The organism is Kitasatospora sp. MBT66 (genome assembly GCF_000710405.2).
GTDB lineage: Bacteria > Actinomycetota > Actinomycetes > Streptomycetales > Streptomycetaceae > Kitasatospora > Kitasatospora purpeofusca.
In genome coordinates this window covers 75,190-94,846 of sequence record NZ_JAIY01000003.1, presented here as the reverse complement: position 1 = coordinate 94,846, position 19,657 = coordinate 75,190, and the positions used below count along the sequence as shown (strand labels likewise).

Sequence of the window (19,657 nt, the reverse complement as noted above, 5' to 3'; positions counted from 1 at the left end):
TTCAACTGGTCGTACCCGATCGCCGTCCCGGACGGCCTGGGCGGCTCCAAGCCGAACGTCAGCCTGTCGTACAGCTCGCAGTCGGTGGACGGCCGGACGGCCGCGACCAACAACCAGTCCTCGTGGATCGGCGAGGGCTGGGACTACACCCCCGGCTTCGTCGAGCGCCGCTTCAAGCCGTGCGCCAAGGACGGTCAGGCCGGCTCCGGTGAGCAGTGCCTGTCCGGCTGGAACGCGACGATCTCGCTGAACGGCCGCTCCTCGACGCTGGTCCGCGACGACGGGACCGGCACCTGGCGGCTGGAGGGCGACGACGCCTCGCGCGTCGAACTGCTGACCGGCGCCACCAACGGCGACAACAACGGCGAGCACTGGCGGGTCACCACGACCGACGGTACCCAGTACTACTTCGGGCTCGGACGCAAGCCGGGCGGCAACGCCTCCTCGCCCGCCACCAACTCCGCCTGGACCACCCCGGTGTACGGCAACAACACCGGCGAGGAGTGCAACAAGTCGACCTTCGACACCTCCTGGTGCGACCAGGCCTGGCGCTGGAACCTCGACTTCGTCGTGGACCCGCGCGGCAGTGTGATCTCCCACTGGTACGAGAAGGAGACCAACTACTACCAGCGGGGTGTCTCCGCCCAGAACCCGTCCGGCACCCGCACCTCCTACGTGCGCGGCGGCTACCTGACCCGGATCGCCTACGGCTCCAGGCTCACCGACGCGGACAGCGTCAAGCCGACCGGCCAGGTCGTGTTCGGCACCGCCGAACGCTGCCTGCCCGAGGAGGGTGGGTTCGACTGCGCGCCCGCCAAGCTGAACGCCGCCAACGCGGCCAAGTGGCCGGACGTCCCGTTCGACCAGAACTGCGCCGCCACCGGCGCCTGCGCCAACTACAGCGCGACCTTCTGGTCCACCAGGCGCCTGACCGCGATCACCACCCAGGTCCTCAACGGCGGCGGCTACGCCGACGTCGACTCCTACGCGCTCGACCAGGAGTTCCCGGACCCGAAGGACCGCACCGCCCCGGCGCTGTGGCTGAAGTCGATCACCCACACCGGGTACGACGGCGCCGAGAAGATCAAGCAACCCGCCATCACCTTCACCGGGGACTTCCTCAACAACCGGGTCGACTCCAGCACCGACGGCCGCCCCGCACTCAACCGGCGCCGCATCATCGGCGTGACCGCCGAGACCGGCAAGGTGACCGAGGCCGTCTACGCCCCGGCCGACTGCGCCCCCGGCGCGCTGCCGAGCAGCCAGGACGGCAACGGCAAGCGCTGCTACCCGGTCTACTGGAGCGCCGACGAGAAGAGCCCGCTCGACCCGACCCTGGACTGGTTCCACAAGTACGTCGTCGCCCAGGTCAACGAGCGGGACCCGTTCGGCGGCTCGCCCGCCCGCACCACCACGTACCAGTACGTCGGCGACGCGGCCTGGCACCGCGACGACGACGAGTACACCGACACCAAGCGCCGCACCTGGAACCAGTTCCGCGGCTACGAACAGGTCGTCACCCGCAGCGGTGTGGCCCCCGACCCGATCGGCAAGGCCGTCGCCTTCTACCTGCGCGGCATGGACGGCGACTACAAGGCCGACGGCTCCAAGCGGTCCGCGACGTACACGGACATCGGCGGCGCCACGGTCAAGGACGCCAACCCGCTGGCCGGCTCGCTCCGTGAGCGGCACACCTACACCGCCGACGGCGGCACGGTCGTGGCGATCACCAAGTCCGACATGTGGCTGTCGGCGTCCGCCGCCACCCACAACCGCGGCACCGGGCTGCCCCTGCTGGAGGCGCGGATGCTGCGCAACGGCACGGGCAAGGACAGCGCACTGCGCTCCGACGGAACCTGGCAGTCCACCTCCAAGACCGCGGTGTTCGACGAGTACGGCATGCCCAAGCGTGTCGTCGACCGCGCGGACGGCCTGCCGGACCTGTGCGTGGTCACCAAGTACGTCCGCAACACCACCACCTGGATGCTCGACCGGGTCGCGGAGACGATCCAGGGCCAGGGCGACTGCGCCACCGACCCGACCGAGGCCAACACCCTGGGCCGCAACCGGGCGTTCTTCGACGGCCAGGCCTTCAACACCCTCAACGGCCCCGGGCAGGTGACCCGGACCGAGGAGCTCGACGGCTTCTCCGGCGGCCAGCCGGTCTACTCGCTGGTCTCCACCGTCGGCTACGACACCTACGGTCGCGTCACCACCAGCACCGACGCCGCCGGCGCAACCACCGGCACGGAGTACCAGCCGGCCGCCAACGTGCTGCCGACCAGCGTCAAGGTGACCAACGCCAAGGGCTGGAGCAGCACCACCACCTTCCACCCGACCCGTGAGGTGCCGGTCAAGTCGGTCGACCACAACGGCCGGACCTCGCAGCAGACCGTCGACGCCCTCGGCCGCACCACGGCCGCCTGGCAGCCCGGTCGCACCCCCGGCACCGACCTCGCCGACAGCCTGTTCGAGTACCAGCTGTCCAACACCGGCACCAGTTCGGTCACCACCAGGAAGCTGCGCGAGAGCGGCAAGAGCTACACCGTCGGCGTCACCATCCTCAACGCCTTCGGCGAGCCGGTCCAGAGCCAGAGCACCCCGGCCAACAACGCCGCGGACTCGCGCGTCATCAGCGACACCTTCTACAACAGTCACGGCCAGGTGGTGAAGACCAACCAGCCGTACATCAACCGCACCGGCGACCCCGGCACCACCCGGTTCGTCGCCAACGACAACGAGGTCCCCGGCCAGGGCGCCTCGTTCTACGACGGCCTCGGCCGCCCGGTCGTCCAGACCTTCTCGTCCAAGGCGATCGAGCAGTGGCGCTCCACCGTCTCCTACCCGGGCGTCGACCGCACCGATGCCACCCCGCCGCAGGGCGGCATCGCCACCAGCACCCTCGTCGACTCGCGCGGGCGTACCACCGAACTGCGGCAGTACAAGAACGGCACGACGCAGGGCGCGTACGACGCGACGAAGTACACCTACGACGTCGAGGGCAAGCTGAGCCAGGTCAACGACCCGGTCGGCAACGCCTGGAAGTACGGCTACGACATCCACGGCCGCCAGACCCGTTCGGAGGACCCGGACAAGGGCACCATCACCACGGTCTACGACGCCGCCGACCGCCCGGTCGCCACGACCGACGCCCGCGGCACCACCGTCGCCGTCAGCTACGACATCCTCGGCCGGCCGCTGTCGCGCAACCTCGGCAGCACCACCGGCACCCCGCTGGCCACCTACGAGTACGACACCCTGCTGCCCGGCCTGCCCACCGCCGCGACCAGCTGGTCCGACGGCAAGGGCTACCGCCAGGAGGTCACCGGCTACAACACCGCCTACCAGGCGACCGGTACCCGCATCACCGTCCCCGACGGTGAGGGTGCCCTCTCCGGCACCTACGGCGGCGAGACCACCTACGATCCGATCTCCGGCCTGCCGGTCCTGACCGATCTGGGTGCGACGGGCCCGCTGCCGGCCGAGACGGTGTACCTCGGCCGCAACCCCAACGGCCTGCTGGTCTCGATGGGTTCCTCGCTCGGCGACGACTACGTCAACTTCACCACCTACGACGAGCTCGGCCAGCTCCAGCGGATCACCTACGGGGACGTCCCCAAGCAGGTCGCGCTCACCCACACCTACCAGCCCGGAACCGGGCGCCTGCTGCGCTCCCTGCTGGACAAGGAGGACGGCCGGACGTCCGTCGACGTCACCGACTACACCTACAGCCCGGCCGGTGACGTCACCTCCGTCTCCACCTGGCGCAACGACGGTGCCACCGACACCCAGTGCTTCAGCTACGACCACCTGAAGCGCCTCACCCAGGCCTGGACCGACACCGGCGGCACCACCACCCGCCCCGGCCCGTCCGTGCCCGGCGTCGGCGGCTGCACCAACACCACCCCCAACCCGGCCACCATCGGTGGACCGGCCCCCTACTGGCAGTCCTTCGGCTACGACGCCACCGGCAACCGCACCGGCACGGTCGACCACGACCCCACCGGTGACACCGCCAAGGACGTCACCGCCACCCACACCTACCCGGCCCCCGGCCAGCCCCGGCCGCACGCCCCGACCAGCACCCGCACCACGACCGGCAACGGCCCGACCGTCACCACCGGTTACACCTACGACCAGACCGGCAACACCCTCACCCGCCCCGACGAGGGCGGCAACACCCAGACCATGACCTGGGACCCGGACGGCCACCTGGCCACCGCCGCCACCAGCGGCGGCACCTCCACCTACGTCTACGACGCCGACGGCAACCGCCTGCTGCGCCGCGACCCGGGCCGCACCACGCTCTACCTCGGCAGCGCCGAGCTGACCCTCGACACCGCCACCGGCCAGGTCAGCGGCACCCGCTACTACCCGACCGACGGCGGCCCGACCATCGCCCGCACCTCGGACGGGCGGCTCAGCTACATCGCCTCCGACCTCAACGGCACGGGCACGACCGCGATCGACACCTCCTCGCTCGGGGTGACCCGGCGCGCGTTCAAGCCCTTCGGCGAGGAGCGCGGCGCCCAGCCGGCCCCCGGCGAGTGGCTCGGCGAGAAGGGCTTCGTCGGCGGCGCCCAGGACAAGGCCACCGGCCTGACCCACCTGGGCGCCCGCGAGTACGACCCCAAGCTCGGCCGCTTCCTGTCGGTGGACCCGGTCATCGACACCAGCGACCCGCAGCAGCTGCAGGGCTACCTGTACGCCAACAACAGCCCGCTGACGTTCTCGGACCCGAGTGGTCTGTGGTGGGGCTCCAGCATCGTCAAGAAGGCGACGCAGGCGGTCAGCAAGGCCGTCGACGTGGTCAAGGAGAACTACAGCACCATCTCCAACATCGGCCACACCGTCCTGGACGTGGCCGGCATGATCCCGGTGATCGGCGACGCCTGCGACATCGTCAACGGCGTCTGGTACGCGGCCGAGGGCGACTGGAAGAACGCGGCCATGTCCCTGGTCGCCGTCGTCCCGGTGATCGGCAGCGCCGCCACGGCGGCCCGCGTGGCCTCCAAGGTCGCCAAGGCCGTCGACACCGCCACCGACGTGGTCAAGGCCGTCGAACGCGGCAGCGAGGCAGCCAAGGGCATCCGCGGCGCCTCCAAGTCCCTGCCGAATTCGCCGTCCCTTTCACGGGCGGCGGAGGGCGCCAGAAAGTCCGGGCCCGCTCCCGGAGTCTCGAAGGCGGGCGGCGGAAAGACGCCCTCTCGGAGCAGTGGGGTGTCGAACAGCGGCGCCCGGGCCGAGGCGGGACCCGGCAAGGGGAAGGCCGCGGTATGGAACCAGCGGGCACGCCCCGACGGGCAGAAGGTCATCGCCGGGCACGGAGCCTATGTCAGGGGATCGGGTGACTTCGAGGTGCCGAAGGGCACCACACTGAAGTTCTACGTCAAGGACGGCGAGGAGCTCGGACAGATCGATGCACTGAACGTCGAGCTGGGAAGGTTCCCGCAGCCGAAGGTCGCCCAGGTGGTCAAGCCCGGGAAAACGGTGCAGGACTACACTGTGTTCCCGGGCGGAAACCTGGAGATGTCCGTCAAATCGATCACCGTGAGCGACGCGATGCGGCTCAGTGAAATCCTGGAGGAGAACATGGGTGTCGTGCATGTCGCCATCTGCCGGAAGTGGTCGAAGGGATGACGTACTACCCGGACGGATCGCCGTACACGTACCACAAGCCCGGTGAGGGCATGGTGAATGTCGGCTGGTTGGACGACGCGCACGACTACCAGCAGGGCGAGGTGGCCGAAGAGGTCGTGGACGGCCTGCTGAGGCTGGTCATCGATCCGGACAATCAGACAAGGGGCCTGCACGAGTGCGATTTCTGCGGTGCGCTGTACCTGATGGTGGACAATCCGCACGCCGAATCCGGTAGCAGCCTGCTGGGGACCGCGGAGATCCATGTCCGAAGCTCCTCTGACACCGTCTTCGTGGCGCCGACTCTGGTGATCCACTACATCGTCGAGCACGGCTACCGGCCGCCGGACGAGTTCCTCGACGCCGTGGAGGTCGAGGTGCGACGGCGGTCCGTCGAACAGGTCTGACGGACCACTCGTTCTGACAGCCGAGGTGGCCGTGTCGACGGTCGAGGGGGCCCCGCCGGATTCCGGCGGGGCCCTCGCCGTGCTACGCCACGGGCGGCCGAAGCAGGGCCAGGACGGCGTCCACCGACGGGCGGGCCGCGGGGGCCGGGAGGGTCAGGGCGTGGATGCGGCGGACGAGTTCGGGGCCGCGTACCGGGCGCAGGGCCACGTCGGCGGCGGCCGGGGCGTGAGCGTCGGCGGCGAGCTGGGGCAGCAGGGCCGCCCCGAGGCCGTTCGCCACCATGCGCAGGGCGAGGTGGTAGTCGTCGACCTCGTGGGCGATCCGAGGTGCGAAGCCCGCCTGCGCGCAGGCGGCGCGGACCAGGGCGGCGCTGCCGTCCTCGCGGGAGCCGACGATCCAGGGGGTGTCGGCGAGGTCGCGCAGGTCGACGGTGTCCCGCAGATCGCGCCCGGCGGGCAGGGCGAGCAGAACCGGGTCGGCGGTGAGCGGGTGGACGGTGAACTCGTCGTCCGCCAGGCCCGGTTCGGGGACCAGGTCGTAGGTGTAGCGGACGGCGACGTCGCAGCGGCGGGCCCGGAGGGCGGCCAGGGCCTCGGGGGGTTCCAGTTCCAGCAGGGAGACACGTAGCTCCGGGAAGCGCTCGCGGGCGGCGACCAGGGCGGGCACGACGTACACGGCGGCGAAGGTCGAGAAGCAGGCGAGGCCGACCGGGCCGCGCGGGGTGTCGGCGGCGGCCCGCAGGTCGCGTTCGGCGGTCTCCAGCGCGCCCAGGACGATGCGGGCGTGCGCGACCAGGCGCACGCCCTCGGGTGTCAGCCGGACCCGGCGGCCGTCCCGCTCCAGCAGCGGCACCCCGGCCTCGCGCTCCAGTACCGCGAGCTGCTGGGAGACCGCCGAGGAGGTGCGGCCGAGGGCGGCGGCGGCCGCCGTCATCGTCCCCCGGTCGGCGAGTTCGCGCAGCAGGAGGAGCCGCGCCGGATCCAACATCAAGCTGTCCTTACAGGTCTGTGAAGCATTACGTGGTGGACCTCAAAGATCCTTTCGGGGCATCCTGCCGCATGCACCGGGCAACGCGCCCGGACGGGGACAGGAGAAGACCTTGATCGACACGCGGCTGATCGAACGCCACGCGGCACGGGCCTGGCCCGCCGAGGAGGTGCAGGAGGAGGGCGGCTGGCTGCTGCGGCACACCCCCGGGGTCCCGCGCCGGCGCTCCAACTCCGCGCTGCCGGTGGGGCGGGGCGACGGCCTGCTGAGCGGGATCGAACGGGTGGAGGGGTACTACGCCGCGCACGGGCTGCCGGTCACCGTCCAGGTCTCCCCCGCCGAGGAGCACGCCGCACTGGACGCCGCACTCGACGCGCGCGGCTACCGGAAGGAGGGCGAGGTCCTGGTGTGCACCGCACCGGCCGCCGCCGTCACCGCCGCCGCCCGGCCCGCGACGCCGCTGGACGTCACCCTCGCCGAACACCCCACCCGGGCCTGGCTCGACGCCTACGCGGCACTGGAACCGTCCGGGAGCGGCCGGGCGGAGGCCGAGCGGCTGTTCCAACGCATCACCGGCCCCGCCGCCCACCTCGGCGTCGAGCGCGACGGCCGGCTCGTGGGCATCGGGCTCATGGTGGCGGCGCCCGGCTGCGCCGGGGTCTTCTGCATGGCCACCGACCCCGCGCACCGGCGCAGCGGCATCGCCGGGGCGATCCTGCACGTCGGCGCACGCTGGGCAGAGGCGCGGGGCGCGGGGACGCTGTACCTCCAGGTCACGGCCGAGAACACGACGGCGCGGCGGCTGTACGAGCGGGTCGGCTTCGAGGTCTCGCACAGCTACCACTACCGGCTGAAGCCCTGACCGGGCGGTGATCAAGCGGTGACCGGGCGGTCCATCGTTTGTCGACGACCTGTCAACACGTGTCGCGGAGGCTCTTCCCCAGGAGGACCGCATCGAAGCGGTCCGGAAACGGGAGGAAGATCCCATGGCACAGCGAAGGACCCTCGTCAGGGCGGCCCTGGCCGCCGCCGGCCTCGCCGCGATGCTCGCCACCGCTGCGCCGGCCGGCGCGACCCCGGCCGGCGCGACCACCGTCGAGGGCCGGTCCTCGATCCAGACCGCGGCGCGCAGCACGCAGGTCTCGCTCGTCAACTGGAGCAGCTGTGAGCTCCGGCTGCAGAACGCCTGGCTGGACCACGGGGTCTGGTCGGACGGTCTGGCCCCGGAGCCCGTCATCCCCGACGGGGTCGCCACGCACTGGCAGTCCGAGAGCAACGGCTTCCTCACCGGCACCGAGGGCCACGTCATCTACGACGCGTTCAACTGCAAGGTGAGCGTGCTCAACGGCAAGCGTGTGCAGCTGCACTGGAACAACCCGTACGCGGGCAGCAACTCGTACGACAACTTCGGGTCGGACCCGAACTTCCGGTTCGGGCGCAACGGCGGTGACGGCAACAACGCCAGCGTCTACTGGCAGATCATGACCCCCTGACCCCTACCCCCGCCCCACCGCCCCACTCTCCTGACCGTCCCCGGCGGCCGACGGGGACGGTCAGGAGCTCAGGAGCCGTCCCGGCAGGAGGACTTGCGGCGCTTCTCGAAGTCCTTGGCGCTCAGCAGCTTGTAGTCCCAGTCCCAGCCGCCCGCCGCCCACTTGCCGGCGGGCAGGCCCAGCAGCACGTCGCCGGGCACGGTCACGGTGAGGGCGCGGTCGCGGACGACCTCCACGGTGTAGCGGCGGTCGGCGACCACCGGGCCCGGGGGCTTGCCGGAGGTGGTCCAGCCGGGCGGGAGGGCGCCGAGGTCGACGGTCTCGGTGGCGGAGCGGCCCTCCCGCGGGTGCACCTCCAGCTTCTCCGTGCCCGGGAACACCTTCACCCGCAGCACATGCAGCCGCTCGTCGTGGCACATGCCCGTCCGCACGACCAGCCGTCCGGCGTCCAGGCGCACGGCGATCAGCCGCTCGGCCGGCGGTTCCGGGTCGCCGCACCCGGCCACCGCCCCGGCGACCACCGTCACGGCCGCGGCCGTTACCGCCGCCCTGTGCCACCACCGCTTCATGAGCCCCCGCTCACTGCTGTCCGCCCGCGCCGGAAGTCGGCCCGGCCGACTTCCGGCTGCGGGACGGCGGGCAGGCTTCATCGGGCCATCATCCCAGGGTGTGCGCACCGCCCGGGCAGGGGGTCAGGGGGGGCTGGCGGGAGGTCAGGGGTGGGGGCGGGAGCAGAAGATGCGGAGCCGGGAGACGAGGACGCGGGGCGCGGCCCCGAAGGCCGCGCCCCGCCGAAGAGAGGTGTGGGCGCGTGCCGGCCGGCCGTCGCCGGGGGCACGCGCCCACCTCACCGGAGGGTGCGGTACGGACGTCGCGACGGGGGTGGCGCGGCGTCCGTGCCGGGCTCCGGTGGTTCGAGGGGTCAGCTCGCCGCCGGGACGGCGCGGCGGCCGGTGGCGGCGCGCAGGGCCACGGCGAGGCCGACCAGGACGATGCCGAACCAGACGACGCTCTTGACGCCCGTGTGGTCGGCGAACAGGCCGCCGATCAGGGCGCCCAGGGCGATGCAGGTGTTGTAGGCCATGGTGTTGAGCGACATCGCGGCCTCGAAGGTCTCCGGGGCGGCCGCGAGCGTCATGTTGATCTGGCTGAGCTGGACGACACCGAAGGCGAGGCCCCACAGCACCATGGCGACGATCACGCCGAAGTCGTTGGTGCCGATGGTCAGCAGCATCACCAGGGCGCCGATCAGCAGCAGACCGCCGACCACGAAGCTGCCGCGCAGGCTCTTGTTGACGCTCTGGCCGCCGATGAAGTTGCCGATCGCGCCGCCGATGCCGAAGACGATCAGGACGACGGTGATGAAGCCGACGCTCGCCTCGGCGCTCTTCTCCAGGTACGGGCGGACGAAGGTGTACGCGCCGAAGTGGCCGAGGACGAAGAACACCACCATGACCAGGACGACGCGCAGCGGCACGTTCTTGACCGGCAGTCCGAAGACCTCGCGGACGGAGACCGCGTTCGCCGAGGGCAGCGAGGGGATGGTGGCGGCGACGGCGAGCAGCACCAGCGCGCTGAGGCCGGCCCAGATCAGGAAGGTGGTGCGCCAGGAGCTGGCGCTCTCCAGCAGGGTGCCGAGCGGGATGCCGACGACGGTGGCGATCGAGATGCCGGACATCACGACGGCGGCGGCCTTGTTGGCCTGCTTCTCCGGGACGATGCGCATCGCCATGCTGACGCCGATGGCCCAGAAGACGCCGCTGGCGAAGCCCATGAACATCCGGGTGACCAGGATCAGCGGGTAGTTGGGGGCGATCGAGGTGATCAGGTTGCCCACGGCCAGCACGCCGAGCAGGGTGGTCAGCAGCTTGCGCCGGTTGACCCGGCGGGTCCAGGCCACGATGAACGGCACGCCGAGGCCGGCCGCGACGCCCTGGGCGGTGACCATCAGGCCGGCGGTGCCGACCGAGACGTCCAGGCTCTCGCTGAGCGGGGTGAGCAGGCCGATCGGCATCAGCTCGGTGGTGAGGAAGACAAAAAGGCTCGCGGTGATGGCGGCGACACCGAGCCATCCGTCGGCCGCCGGACCGCTCTTCCGCGGTGTCGCCGCTGTGGGCAGTTCTTCTTCTTGCGTGGTCATGTCATATCTCCGGAAGTGGAGTGGGTCGGGCGGAAGTGGTCGGGCGGATCGGTCGGGCGCGGTACCCGGCGCCGGGCGGCGCCGGGTCCGACAAGGTGGTGGGCGTGGAACGGTGCGCCCGTGCCGCTATCCGCTGCGTTCCTCTTCGAGGGCGCGCGCCCCGGTGCCGGACGACGCGACAGGCTCGGGAGGCGCCGGCGCTGGCTCCTTCCGGGGTGGACGGGACTGGCCGAGCACGACCGCCAGGAAGATCACGGCGATGCCGAGGAGCTGGAGCAGCGACAGCGTCTGGTCCTTGAAGAGGTAGCCCAGCAGCGTCGCCACGACCGGGCTGCCCAGCGCCAGGAAGGACACCGCGGTGGCCGGCAGCAGCCCGATCCCCCGGAACCAGACGATGTAACTCAGCACCGCGCCCAGGGAGATGAGGTAGGCGAAACCGAGGACGTTGTCGCCCGTCAGACCGTTCGGCATGTCCTCCAGCGACAGCCAGAACGGCAGCAGCACCAGGCCGCCCGCCGTCAGCTGCCACCCGGTGAAGGTCAGCAGGCTGACCCCCTCGGGGCGGCCCCACCGCTTGGTGAGGGTGATGCCCGAGGCCATGCACAGGGCGCCGCCGACCGCGGCCAGCACGCCGACGCCGTCCAGTGACACCCTGCCCTTGAAGACCAGCAGCGCCACACCCCCGGCGCCCAGGGCGCAGGCCAGCGCGTGCACGCCTCTGACCCGTTCACCGAGGAACAGCGCCGCCAGGATCACCACGAACATCGGCTGGGCCGACATGATCACGGCGGCGATGCCGCCCGGGAGCCGGTAGGCCGCGACGAACAGCAGGAAGTTGAAGGCGCCGATGTTCAGCACCCCCAGCACCAGCGCGCGCAGCCACCAGACGCCGACCGGCAGCCTGCGGCCCAGGGCCAGCAGGAACAGTCCGCCCGGCAGGGCCCGCATGGTGGTCGCCAGCAGCGGCCGGTCCGGGGGCAGCAGCTCGGTGGTGATCAGGTAGGTGCTGCCCCACACCGTCGGTGCCAGGCCGGTCAGGGCCACCGTGGACAGATTCCGTCTGCTCGTCATGTCGATCTCGCCTCACATCCGGTGGGAAGCACCGTGGGATTACGTCCGGTCGGCCCGGCGGGGACGGCCCGGCGGCCGACAAGCCCGGCGGGGACGGCCCGGCGGGACAGCCCGGCGGGGACGGCTCAGTCGAAGATCGGGTCGCGGTCGCGGCCGCGCTTCAGCTCGAAGAAGCCGTCGGTGCTCGTCACCGCCAGTACGCCGTCCCAGAGCTTCCCGGCCGCCTCGCCGCGCGGGGCGGGGGTGAGCACCGGGCCGAAGAAGGCCAGCGGCTCGCCGTCCGGGCCGGGCACGTGGATCACCGGGGTGCCGACCTCGGAGCCGACCGGGTCCATGCCCTCGTGGTGCTGGATCCGCAGCTTCTCGTCCCAGGAGTCGTCGTCCGCGGCCGAGACCAGCTCGACCGGCAGCCCGGCCTCCTTGAGGGCGGCGGTGATCATGTCGTGGCCGAGCCCGGCCTTCTCGTGGTGGATCAGCCGGCCCATGGCGTTGTAGAGCGGGCGCAGCACCTCGGTGCCGTGCTGCTCCTGGGCGGCGATGCACACCCGTACGCAGGCCCAGCCGTCGATCATGCCCTGGCGGTACTTCTCCGGGACCTCGCGGCCCTCGTTGAGCACGGACAGGCTCATGATGTGGAACCGGGTCTCCACCGGCCGGACCTGCTCGACCTCCAGCATCCAGCGGGAGGTGATCCAGGCCCAGGGGCAGCGGGGGTCGACCCAGATGTCGGCGGTGATCGTCTCGGGACTGGCCGGCGTGGCGCTCATGACGGTCGCTCGTCCTTTCGGTCTGACGGGCGGCACGGGCGCGCGCGGGCACGCCTCGGCGGGGTGCGCCCAGGTGCGGGTGAACGGGGAGAGGTCGACGGCGGCACGGCGTCCGGGCAGGACGGACGGACCCGGTCGGGGGCCCGCCCGGCGGAGCCGCTCCGGGGCGGCTCCGACCGTGTGCGGTCGCCTTCAGTGTCGGGCCGCGCGCATCGATGAGTCCAACACATGCTTGTCACCCGTTGCATCGCGGATCACGATGGACGGATGGAGCTCCAGCAGATGCGCTACGTGATCGCGGTCGCCGAGACGAACAGCTTCACCCGTGCCGCCCAGCGCTGTCTGGTGGTGCAGTCCGCGCTCAGCCACCAGATCGGGCGGCTGGAGAAGGAACTCGGCGCGCGGCTCTTCGAGCGCACCAGCCGCCGGGTGCGGCTGACCCCGGCCGGGGCGGCCTTCCTGCCCGCCGCCCGGCAGTGCCTGGACGCGGCGGAACGGGCCGCCACCGAGGTCGCGGCCGCCGTCGGGGAGGTGCGCGGACTCCTCAAGGTGGGGCTGATCCCCACCGTCGCGGCGGTGGACATCCCGGCCGTGCTCGGCGAGTTCCACCAGCGGCACCCGAAGGCCCGGATCAGTCTGAGCGTCGGGGCCAGCGACGAGCTGGTGGAGCAGGTCCGGCAGGGCGAGATCGAGGTGGCCTTCCTCGGCATCCCGGTCACCGCGCACCCCCGGGGGGTGATGGCCAGGGAGCTGGCCCGCGAGCGGCTGGTCGCCGTGGTCTCCCCGGACCACCCGCTGGCCGGCGAGAGCTCGGTGGACCTGCGGCGGCTGGCCTCGGAGGTGTTCGTCGACCTCCCGGCGAAGACCGCGGGGCGGGCCCAGTCGGACCTGGCGTTCGCCGCGGCCGGTCTCACCCGCGAGGTCGCGTTCGAGGTGACCAACGCCGACTACCTGGCCCGGCTGGTCGCGGCGGGCCTGGGGGTGGCGCTGCTGCCGCCCCGCTACGTCGCGGGCCTGACCGGCATGGTCACGATCGAGGTGACGGACGCGCCGTCGCGGGCCGAGTACGTGATCTGGGGCCGGGAGAGCCCGCACCCGGCGGCGGCGGCCTTCCTGGAGCTGCTGGGGATCACCGAGGACTGACGTCCGGTGAGCCGGTCCGGGACCGGAGCCTCCCCGAGGGGAGGGAGGCTCCGGCGGGTGGGGGTCAGGAGAGGCGGTGCACGGTGAAGTCGACCGCCACGTCCAGGACGGGCTGGGTGGTGGTGAACACCTTCTTGTGGGTGAAGCCGCCGTCCGCCACCAGCTTCTCGAAGTACGCGACGTCGCCCATGGTGCTGAAGAAGAGAACCATCCGCCCGCCCTCCGTCAGGTGGTCCCGGGCCTCGGCGAAGAAGCGGGTCAGCGCCCGGTAGCCGGCGTCGGTGCCCGCGACGTCCGCGTAGTCGGCGGCGGCGAACCACTGGAACGGCGGGTTGAAGACGATCAGGTCGAACCGGCCCTCGACGGCGGCGAAGACGTCGCTCTCGCGCGCCTCCACCCGGTCGGCGACCTGGTTCAGCTCCGCGTTGACCCGCACCGCGGCCACCGCGTCCGGGTTGAGGTCGACCGCCAGGACGTCGGCGCCCTTCTTCGCGGCGATCAGGGCCAGCGAACCGCTGCCGGTGCCCATGTCGAGGACCCGGTCACCGGGCTTGACCTCGGCGAACACCGCGCCGCCCAGCATCGGGGAGACCGGGCAGGGGGTCATCACGGAGGCGGGCACCCGCAGGGTCAGGCCGAGGAACGGGACGGTCTGCTCCCCCTCCTCGCCGCCCAGCTCGCCCAGGGCCCGGCGCAGCTCGGTGATCTCCTTCACCTGCGCCTCGGGGACCAGCGGGCGGTAGGACTCGGCCTCGGAGGTGGACTGCTGCTGAAGCGTCATGTCGTGGTATCCGTCCATGTGTCGGGTGGGTTCGGTGAATGGTCGGGTGACGCGGGTTCAGAGCTCGGCCCGGAGCCGGGCGTACGCGGCGGCCAGCCGGCCGCCGACCTCGGCGGTGCTGATCAGCACCGCCATGTTGGCCCGGGAGGAGCGGCCCTCGGTGGCCGCGTCCACCGCCCGCATCAGGTACTTGGTGATCGCCTGGCCCCGGATGCCGTCCCGGTCGGCGGCGGCGGTCGCCTCGACGATGGCGGCGTCCACCTCCTCGCTGTCGATCGCCTCCTCCGGCCGGACCGGCGTGGTGACCAGGAAGCCGCCCCGGTTGCCCAGCGCCCAGTGGTTCTCGATCGACCGGGCCACCTGCTCGTCCTCGTCCAGCCGCAGCGGGCTGCGGAAGCCGCTGGACGCGCAGTAGAAGGCCGGGAAGTCGTCGGAGCGGTAGGAGACCACCGGGACGCACTGGGTCTCCAGGTACTCCAGCGTCAGGCCGAGGTCCAGGATCTTCTTCGCCCCGGCGCACACCACCGCGACCTTGGACCGGGTGAACTGGATCAGGTCCGAGGAGACGTCCATGGTGGTGGCCGCGCCCCGGTGCACCCCGCCGATGCCGGCCGAGGAGAAGAACGGGATGCCCGCCAGCTCCGCCGCCACCAGGCAGGAGGCGACCGTCAGCGCGCCCGCCCGGCCCTGCGCCAGGACGACCGGCAGGTCCCGGCTGCTGACCTTGGGGATGCCGGCTGTGGAGGCGAAGCGCTCGATGTCGGCGTCCGTCATGCCGACCACGATCCGGCCGCCCTCGACCGCGATCGTGGCGGGGACGGAGCCGCCCGCCCGGACGGCCTGCTCCACCTTGCGGGCGGTCGCGGCGTTGTCCGGGTAGGGCAGTCCGTGGGTGATGACGTTGGACTCCAGCGCCACCACCGGACGGCCCTCGTGGAGCGCTTCGGCCACCTCCTCGCTGACGGTGAGCGGCACGGCCCGGTGGGAGAGGGAGGTCGTCGGGTTCACGGCCGTCCCCATCAGAGCGCGTCGGGGCGGTAGTCGGGAACCTTGCCGAGGATGTCCCGGCGGTTGACGATCTCCGGGATGTAGACCTGCTCGGTCCAGTTCTCCTCGGCGATCGACTCGACCGCGATCGACACCACGCCCTCCTCGCAGCCGAAGGCGTCGGTGACCGCCTTGGTCACCGCCGCCAGCAGCTCGGCCTGCTGGGTGTCGCTGAGTTCCATCGGGAAGTGCTTGATGTTGACGTGCGGCATCACGGTGTCCTTCCGGAGGTGCAGGCGGCGGTGGACGGCCGTCACCAGCTCGTCGACGTCCGGCGCCCGGAGCAGGGAGTAGTGGTCGGCCGTCAGCTCGACGACGGTCGGCGGCTCGGCGGAGTACCCGCTGCTGCCGTCGAGGAACGAGTACTCGTCCCCCCGCGCCTTGAAGACGGTGATGGGTGCCGAGACCCGGCGCTCCCGCAGTTCGCGGAAGGTGTAGTTGAACTCGAAGGTCGTCCCCACGATCCGGACGATCCGGCGCACCAGGTCCGGGTCCAGGCCGGGGATGCCCTCGCCGACGAAACGGGCGAAGCTCTCGTCGTCCCGGGCCACCGCGAGGCAGCGCTCCAGCAGCGGACTGTCGATCGTGCCGGTGAAGACCGAGAGCAGGATCGCCACGAAGGCCCGGCTGGTGTAGTTGGCGGTCCGCTCCTCGGGACGGGTCCCGGTGGTGCGGACCTTGGGCGATCCGGGGGCGATCAGGAACACGTGGTCGACCGGGTGGCCGGCCTGCTCCAGCTGGTACGCGGCCTCGAAGGCCACCCGGGCCCCGAAGGAGTAGCCCCACAGGGTGTACGGGCCCTCGGGCTGGACCTCCAGCAGCGCCCGGACGTCCTCGGCCGCCATCTCCCGGATCGTCGGGTACGGGACCTCGCCCGGGTTGACGCCGTGGGCCTGCACCCCGAGGAACGGCCGCTCGGTGCCGAGGCGTTCGGCCAGCAGCCGCAGGTTCATCGGGTAGCCGCCCAGGCCGGGCCAGCAGAAGACCGGACGTCCGGCCGTCGCCGGTGAGGCGGAACCCGAGCCGGTCAGCGGCACCAGGCGCGAGGTGCGCTCCGCCGGACCGCCGGAGAGCCGGCGGGCCAGGCCCTCCACCGTCGGCGAGGTGAACACCACCTCCAGCGGCAGCGCCGCCCCGAACGCCCGGTTGATCCGGTTGACCAGGGTGACGGCCAGCAGCGAATTGCCGCCGCAGGCGAAGAAGTCGTCCTGCGCGGAGACGCTCTCCTGCTTCATCACCTCCTGCCACAGCACGGCCACCCGGCGCTCGGTCTCGTCCCTGGGAGCCACGAAGGGCCGGTCGGCGGCCCCCGCGACGACCCGGTCCGAGACGGCCAGCGCCTTGAGGTCGATCTTGCCGTTGGCGGTGGTCGGCAGCGCGTCGAGCACCACGACCTTGTTCGGGATCATGTAGTCCGGCAGGTAGTCGACCAGGTCGTCGCGGATCAGCTCGGCCGGACCGCGCATGTGGACCGCGTCCTCCCGCATGCCCTCGTGCCGCCGCTGCTCACGGCTGACCCGGCCGCCGAGGAAGAAGTAGGAGGCGCCGCCCGGGCGGCCCAGCTCGCGCAGGATGCCGTCGAACCGCCGGGCCGAGGGCAGGTCGTCCCCGCCGCGCGAGCTGTAGCCGGAGGACATGAAACCGAGGTCGAGGTCGTTCAGCGACAGCCGCTGCGCCACCCGGCCCAGGTCGATGTAGCGCCGCCACCGCTGCGGACTGCGGCTGATCACGGTGACCCCGAACGACGCCCGGCCGTAGACGGCCTGGTTGATCGCGATGACCTGCTTGCGCAGCACGAGGTCCGGAGAGACCAGGCTCAGCCGGCCGTCCTCGTGCAGGTACTGCCCGGCCGGGAGGTCCACGCCCTTGCCGGGGTGGACCTGGACGAACAGGTCGAGGTCCCGGTCCTCGCGCGGTCCGCGCCAGGGCGTCCAGTCGAAGCTGCCGAGGTAGTGGTCCTGGTCGGCGACCCCCAGCCGGGACTTGACCTCCGGGGTGAAGGGGGCGGGCCCGATGTCGAGGCCGTAGGCCGGGAGGACCTCCTCGAGGAGGCCGACGATGTGGCCGGTCTCGATCTCCAGGACCTCGGTGATGTTCGTCCTGTAGACCGGCTCGATGGCGCCGCGGCGGCCGAGGAAGTGCATCCGGATCCGGGGGGCCGCGGTGGCGGCCGTGTCGTCGGGGGCCCTGCGCGGTCCGGGTATCAGACGCGGCGCGGGCGCTGCGGGGCCCGCCGGTGCTGCGGGCGCTGTCCCCGCTGCCGGCGCTGCCGGTGCTGCGGAGACCAGGACGAGGCGGTGGTCGATCGGGTGGTGGTAGTGGATGCCCGGCCGGATGCCGGGGAAGCCGGTGATCTCCAGGTACACCTGCGTCGCGTAGAGCGAACCGGGCGAGGCGTAGGCGTACTTGGGGAGCAGCCGCTCCGGGCTCAGGTGCTGCCCGAGGTGGCGCAGGATCTCGCCGAGCGTCCCGGTGTCCAGTTCTGCGAGCGGCCGCGAACGACCGGCGGCGGCCGGGCGGCGGGCCAGCAGTGCCAGCAGGTCGCGCTCCGAGACCGGCGCCTCGCCCTCGTAGAAGCGGTAGGTCTTGCGGGCGAAGGCGAGGGCGCGCTGCGCCTCGGTGGCCGTGCGGCCGGGCAGGTCGACGGAGGGCAGGCCGGCCAGCTCGGCCGAGGTCCGCACCCCCGGGTTGGACAGCTGCGCCTTGACCTGGAGCTTGCTCTCCTTGGACTGGTGGTGCGCGCCGTGGCTGCCCTGGTCCATCAGGGCGGCCTCCCTCGGGTCGAGCTCGACGCAGGCGATCAGGTTCTGGAAGCCCGTCCTCGGGTCGTCCTTGACCAGCACCGCCGCGTGCCGGACCCAGTCGTGGGTCTCGATGGCGAGCCTGATCTCGTCCAGCTCCACCCGGAAGCCGCGCAGCTTCACCTGGTTGTCGGCGCGGCCGGTGAACTGGACGGTGCCGTCGGCGTTCCAGTAGGCGAGGTCGCCGGTGCGGAAGAACCGCCCCCCGCCGTCGGGGTCCTCGGTGAAGCGCTGCTCGGTCAGGTCCGGCCGGTGCAGGTAGCCGCGCGCCACCTGGACGCCGCCGATGGAGAGTTCGCCGATCTCGCCGACGCCGAGTTCGGCGCCGTCGCGGCCCAGGATCCGGTACTCGGTGCCGTCGACCGGGGCGCCGATGGAGACCGAGTTGGGGCCGTCGCCGACGGAGGACTTGGTCACCACGAAGGAGGAGGAGTTGATGGTGCACTCGGTCGGACCGTAGAGGTTGACCAACTCGCGGCCCGGCAGGGACTCCAGGAAGGTCCCGGCCAGGGTTCTGGAGAGCGCCTCACCACCGGTGAAGACCTGCTCCAGCGTATGGCAGGACTCCAACTCCTCGGTCTCCAGCAGGGCCTGGAGCAGCGTCGGCACGCACTGGACGGTGGTGACGCCGTGCTCCTTGACCGCTGCGACCAGCCGCTCGGTGTCCCGGTGGATGCCGGCCCCGCCGACCACGACGGTGGCGCCGACCGCCGGGGCGAGGATCTCCCACTGGGCGGCGTCGAAGCTGATCGGCGTCTTCTGCAGCACGACCCGGGTCCGGTCGAGGCCGTGGGCCGCGCGCAGCCAGGCCATCTGGTGGGCGATGCTGCGGTGCTCGATCATCACGCCCTTGGGCCGGCCGGTGCTGCCCGAGGTGTAGATGACGTAGGCCAGCGCGTCGGGGGCGGGGCCGGGCAGGACCACCGGCGCCGGCGGGTGCTCGTCCTCGGCGCGGACGACCAGGGTGCCGGCGGGCGCCAGCGCGGTCAGCCGCTCGACCAGCCGGTCCTGGGCGACGATCACCTTGACGCCGGAGTGCTCGATCATGAAGCGCAGGCGCTCCTCCGGGTACTCCGGGGCCAGCGGCAGATAGGCGCCGCCCGCGAGGAGGATCGCCCAGGCACCGGTCAGCACCTCGGTGGAGGGCTCGACGAACAGCCCCACGCACTGGTCCGCGGTAACTCCGAGGCCCCGCAGGTGCCCGGCCAGTCCCAGGCTCCGGCGGACCAGTTCGGCGAAGCTCAGCCGCCGGTCGCCGCCGATCACCGCCGGGTCGTCGGGGCGTTCGGCGGCGGTGCGCAGGAGCAGTTCGGGCAGTAACGGGTGGTCGGCCGGGCCTCGGCCCGACGCATGGGCAGTCATCTGGTCCCCCTGGTGTACGG

The 19,657-nt window shown here is 71.9% G+C and carries 13 protein-coding genes; 5 read left to right on the top strand and 8 right to left on the bottom strand.

Translation table 11 applies throughout. The features are described 5' to 3' along the window. Both BI06_RS55020 and BI06_RS02405 read left to right on the top strand, forming a co-directional pair. A partial coding sequence (locus BI06_RS55020; protein ID WP_107113261.1) for a putative adhesin occupies positions 1 to 5,640 on the top strand: 5,640 nt, incomplete at its 5' end. Beyond that, complete coding sequence (locus tag BI06_RS02405) at positions 5,637 to 6,044, top strand: hypothetical protein (RefSeq protein WP_043464659.1); 408 nt, start codon at positions 5,637 to 5,639, stop codon at positions 6,042 to 6,044. The genes BI06_RS55020 and BI06_RS02405, both read left to right, overlap by 4 nt. 82 nt (positions 6,045 to 6,126) lie before the next feature. On the opposite strand, the gene BI06_RS02400 is transcribed toward BI06_RS02405, so the two are convergent. Then, positions 6,127 to 7,032, bottom strand: coding sequence for a LysR family transcriptional regulator (locus BI06_RS02400; protein ID WP_043464655.1), 906 nt, complete (start codon positions 7,030 to 7,032; stop codon positions 6,127 to 6,129). 112 nt (positions 7,033 to 7,144) lie between these two features. Here BI06_RS02400 and BI06_RS02395 point away from each other — a divergent pair, with 112 nt between their 5' ends. Together BI06_RS02395 and BI06_RS02390 are read left to right on the top strand one after the other, a co-directional pair. After that, positions 7,145 to 7,894 carry a GNAT family N-acetyltransferase gene (locus tag BI06_RS02395; RefSeq protein WP_043464653.1) on the top strand — a complete coding sequence of 250 codons (750 nt, stop codon included), beginning with the start codon at positions 7,145 to 7,147 and terminating at the stop codon, positions 7,892 to 7,894. A 124-nt stretch (positions 7,895 to 8,018) separates the two neighbouring features. Continuing rightward, positions 8,019 to 8,525, top strand: a complete 507-nt coding sequence (locus BI06_RS02390; protein ID WP_051740143.1) for an aegerolysin family protein — start codon at positions 8,019 to 8,021, stop codon at positions 8,523 to 8,525. A 68-nt stretch (positions 8,526 to 8,593) separates the two neighbouring features. On the opposite strand, the gene BI06_RS55015 is transcribed toward BI06_RS02390, so the two are convergent. From BI06_RS55015 to BI06_RS02370, 4 genes are all read right to left on the bottom strand, one after another. Further along, positions 8,594 to 9,052 carry a hypothetical protein gene (locus BI06_RS55015; RefSeq protein WP_043464651.1) on the bottom strand — a complete coding sequence of 153 codons (459 nt, stop codon included), beginning with the start codon at positions 9,050 to 9,052 and terminating at the stop codon, positions 8,594 to 8,596. 395 nt (positions 9,053 to 9,447) lie between these two features. Continuing rightward, positions 9,448 to 10,665, bottom strand: a complete 1,218-nt coding sequence (locus BI06_RS02380; protein WP_030391738.1) for an MFS transporter — start codon at positions 10,663 to 10,665, stop codon at positions 9,448 to 9,450. Between the two features lie 126 nt (positions 10,666 to 10,791). Beyond that, positions 10,792 to 11,736: an EamA family transporter gene (locus BI06_RS02375; RefSeq protein WP_030391737.1), complete on the bottom strand. Its 945-nt coding sequence runs from the start codon at positions 11,734 to 11,736 to the stop codon at positions 10,792 to 10,794. A gap of 125 nt (positions 11,737 to 11,861) precedes the next feature. Then, entirely contained in the window at positions 11,862 to 12,503 is a 642-nt protein-coding gene (locus BI06_RS02370) for a DSBA oxidoreductase (protein WP_043464649.1), read from the bottom strand. Between the two features lie 267 nt (positions 12,504 to 12,770). Between BI06_RS02370 and BI06_RS02365 the strand changes: the two genes are divergently transcribed. Continuing rightward, positions 12,771 to 13,646 carry a LysR family transcriptional regulator gene (locus BI06_RS02365; protein ID WP_030391735.1) on the top strand — a complete coding sequence of 292 codons (876 nt, stop codon included), beginning with the start codon at positions 12,771 to 12,773 and terminating at the stop codon, positions 13,644 to 13,646. Between the two features lie 64 nt (positions 13,647 to 13,710). Here BI06_RS02365 and BI06_RS02360 read toward each other — a convergent pair whose 3' ends face one another. From BI06_RS02360 to BI06_RS02350, 3 genes are read right to left on the bottom strand one after another with little or no spacing between them, the layout of a single operon-like run. Continuing rightward, positions 13,711 to 14,427, bottom strand: a complete 717-nt coding sequence (locus BI06_RS02360) for a HemK2/MTQ2 family protein methyltransferase (protein WP_030391734.1) — start codon at positions 14,425 to 14,427, stop codon at positions 13,711 to 13,713. A gap of 57 nt (positions 14,428 to 14,484) precedes the next feature. Beyond that, complete coding sequence (locus tag BI06_RS02355) at positions 14,485 to 15,435, bottom strand: pseudouridine-5'-phosphate glycosidase (RefSeq protein ID WP_030391733.1); 951 nt, start codon at positions 15,433 to 15,435, stop codon at positions 14,485 to 14,487. A gap of 11 nt (positions 15,436 to 15,446) precedes the next feature. Next, complete coding sequence (locus tag BI06_RS02350; RefSeq protein ID WP_043464647.1) at positions 15,447 to 19,637, bottom strand: amino acid adenylation domain-containing protein; 4,191 nt, start codon at positions 19,635 to 19,637, stop codon at positions 15,447 to 15,449. Between the last annotated feature and the right edge of the window lie 20 nt (positions 19,638 to 19,657).

Coding starts and splice junctions, on each gene's coding strand:
- BI06_RS02405 (WP_043464659.1), top strand. CDS start 5,637: ATGACGTACTACCCGGACGGATCGCCGTACACGTACCACAAGCCCGGT.
- BI06_RS02400 (WP_043464655.1), bottom strand. CDS start 7,032: ATGTTGGATCCGGCGCGGCTCCTCCTGCTGCGCGAACTCGCCGACCGG.
- BI06_RS02390 (WP_051740143.1), top strand. CDS start 8,019: ATGGCACAGCGAAGGACCCTCGTCAGGGCGGCCCTGGCCGCCGCCGGC.
- BI06_RS02380 (WP_030391738.1), bottom strand. CDS start 10,665: ATGACCACGCAAGAAGAAGAACTGCCCACAGCGGCGACACCGCGGAAG.
- BI06_RS02375 (WP_030391737.1), bottom strand. CDS start 11,736: ATGACGAGCAGACGGAATCTGTCCACGGTGGCCCTGACCGGCCTGGCA.
- BI06_RS02370 (WP_043464649.1), bottom strand. CDS start 12,503: ATGAGCGCCACGCCGGCCAGTCCCGAGACGATCACCGCCGACATCTGG.
- BI06_RS02365 (WP_030391735.1), top strand. CDS start 12,771: ATGGAGCTCCAGCAGATGCGCTACGTGATCGCGGTCGCCGAGACGAAC.
- BI06_RS02360 (WP_030391734.1), bottom strand. CDS start 14,427: ATGACGCTTCAGCAGCAGTCCACCTCCGAGGCCGAGTCCTACCGCCCG.
- BI06_RS02350 (WP_043464647.1), bottom strand. CDS start 19,637: ATGACTGCCCATGCGTCGGGCCGAGGCCCGGCCGACCACCCGTTACTG.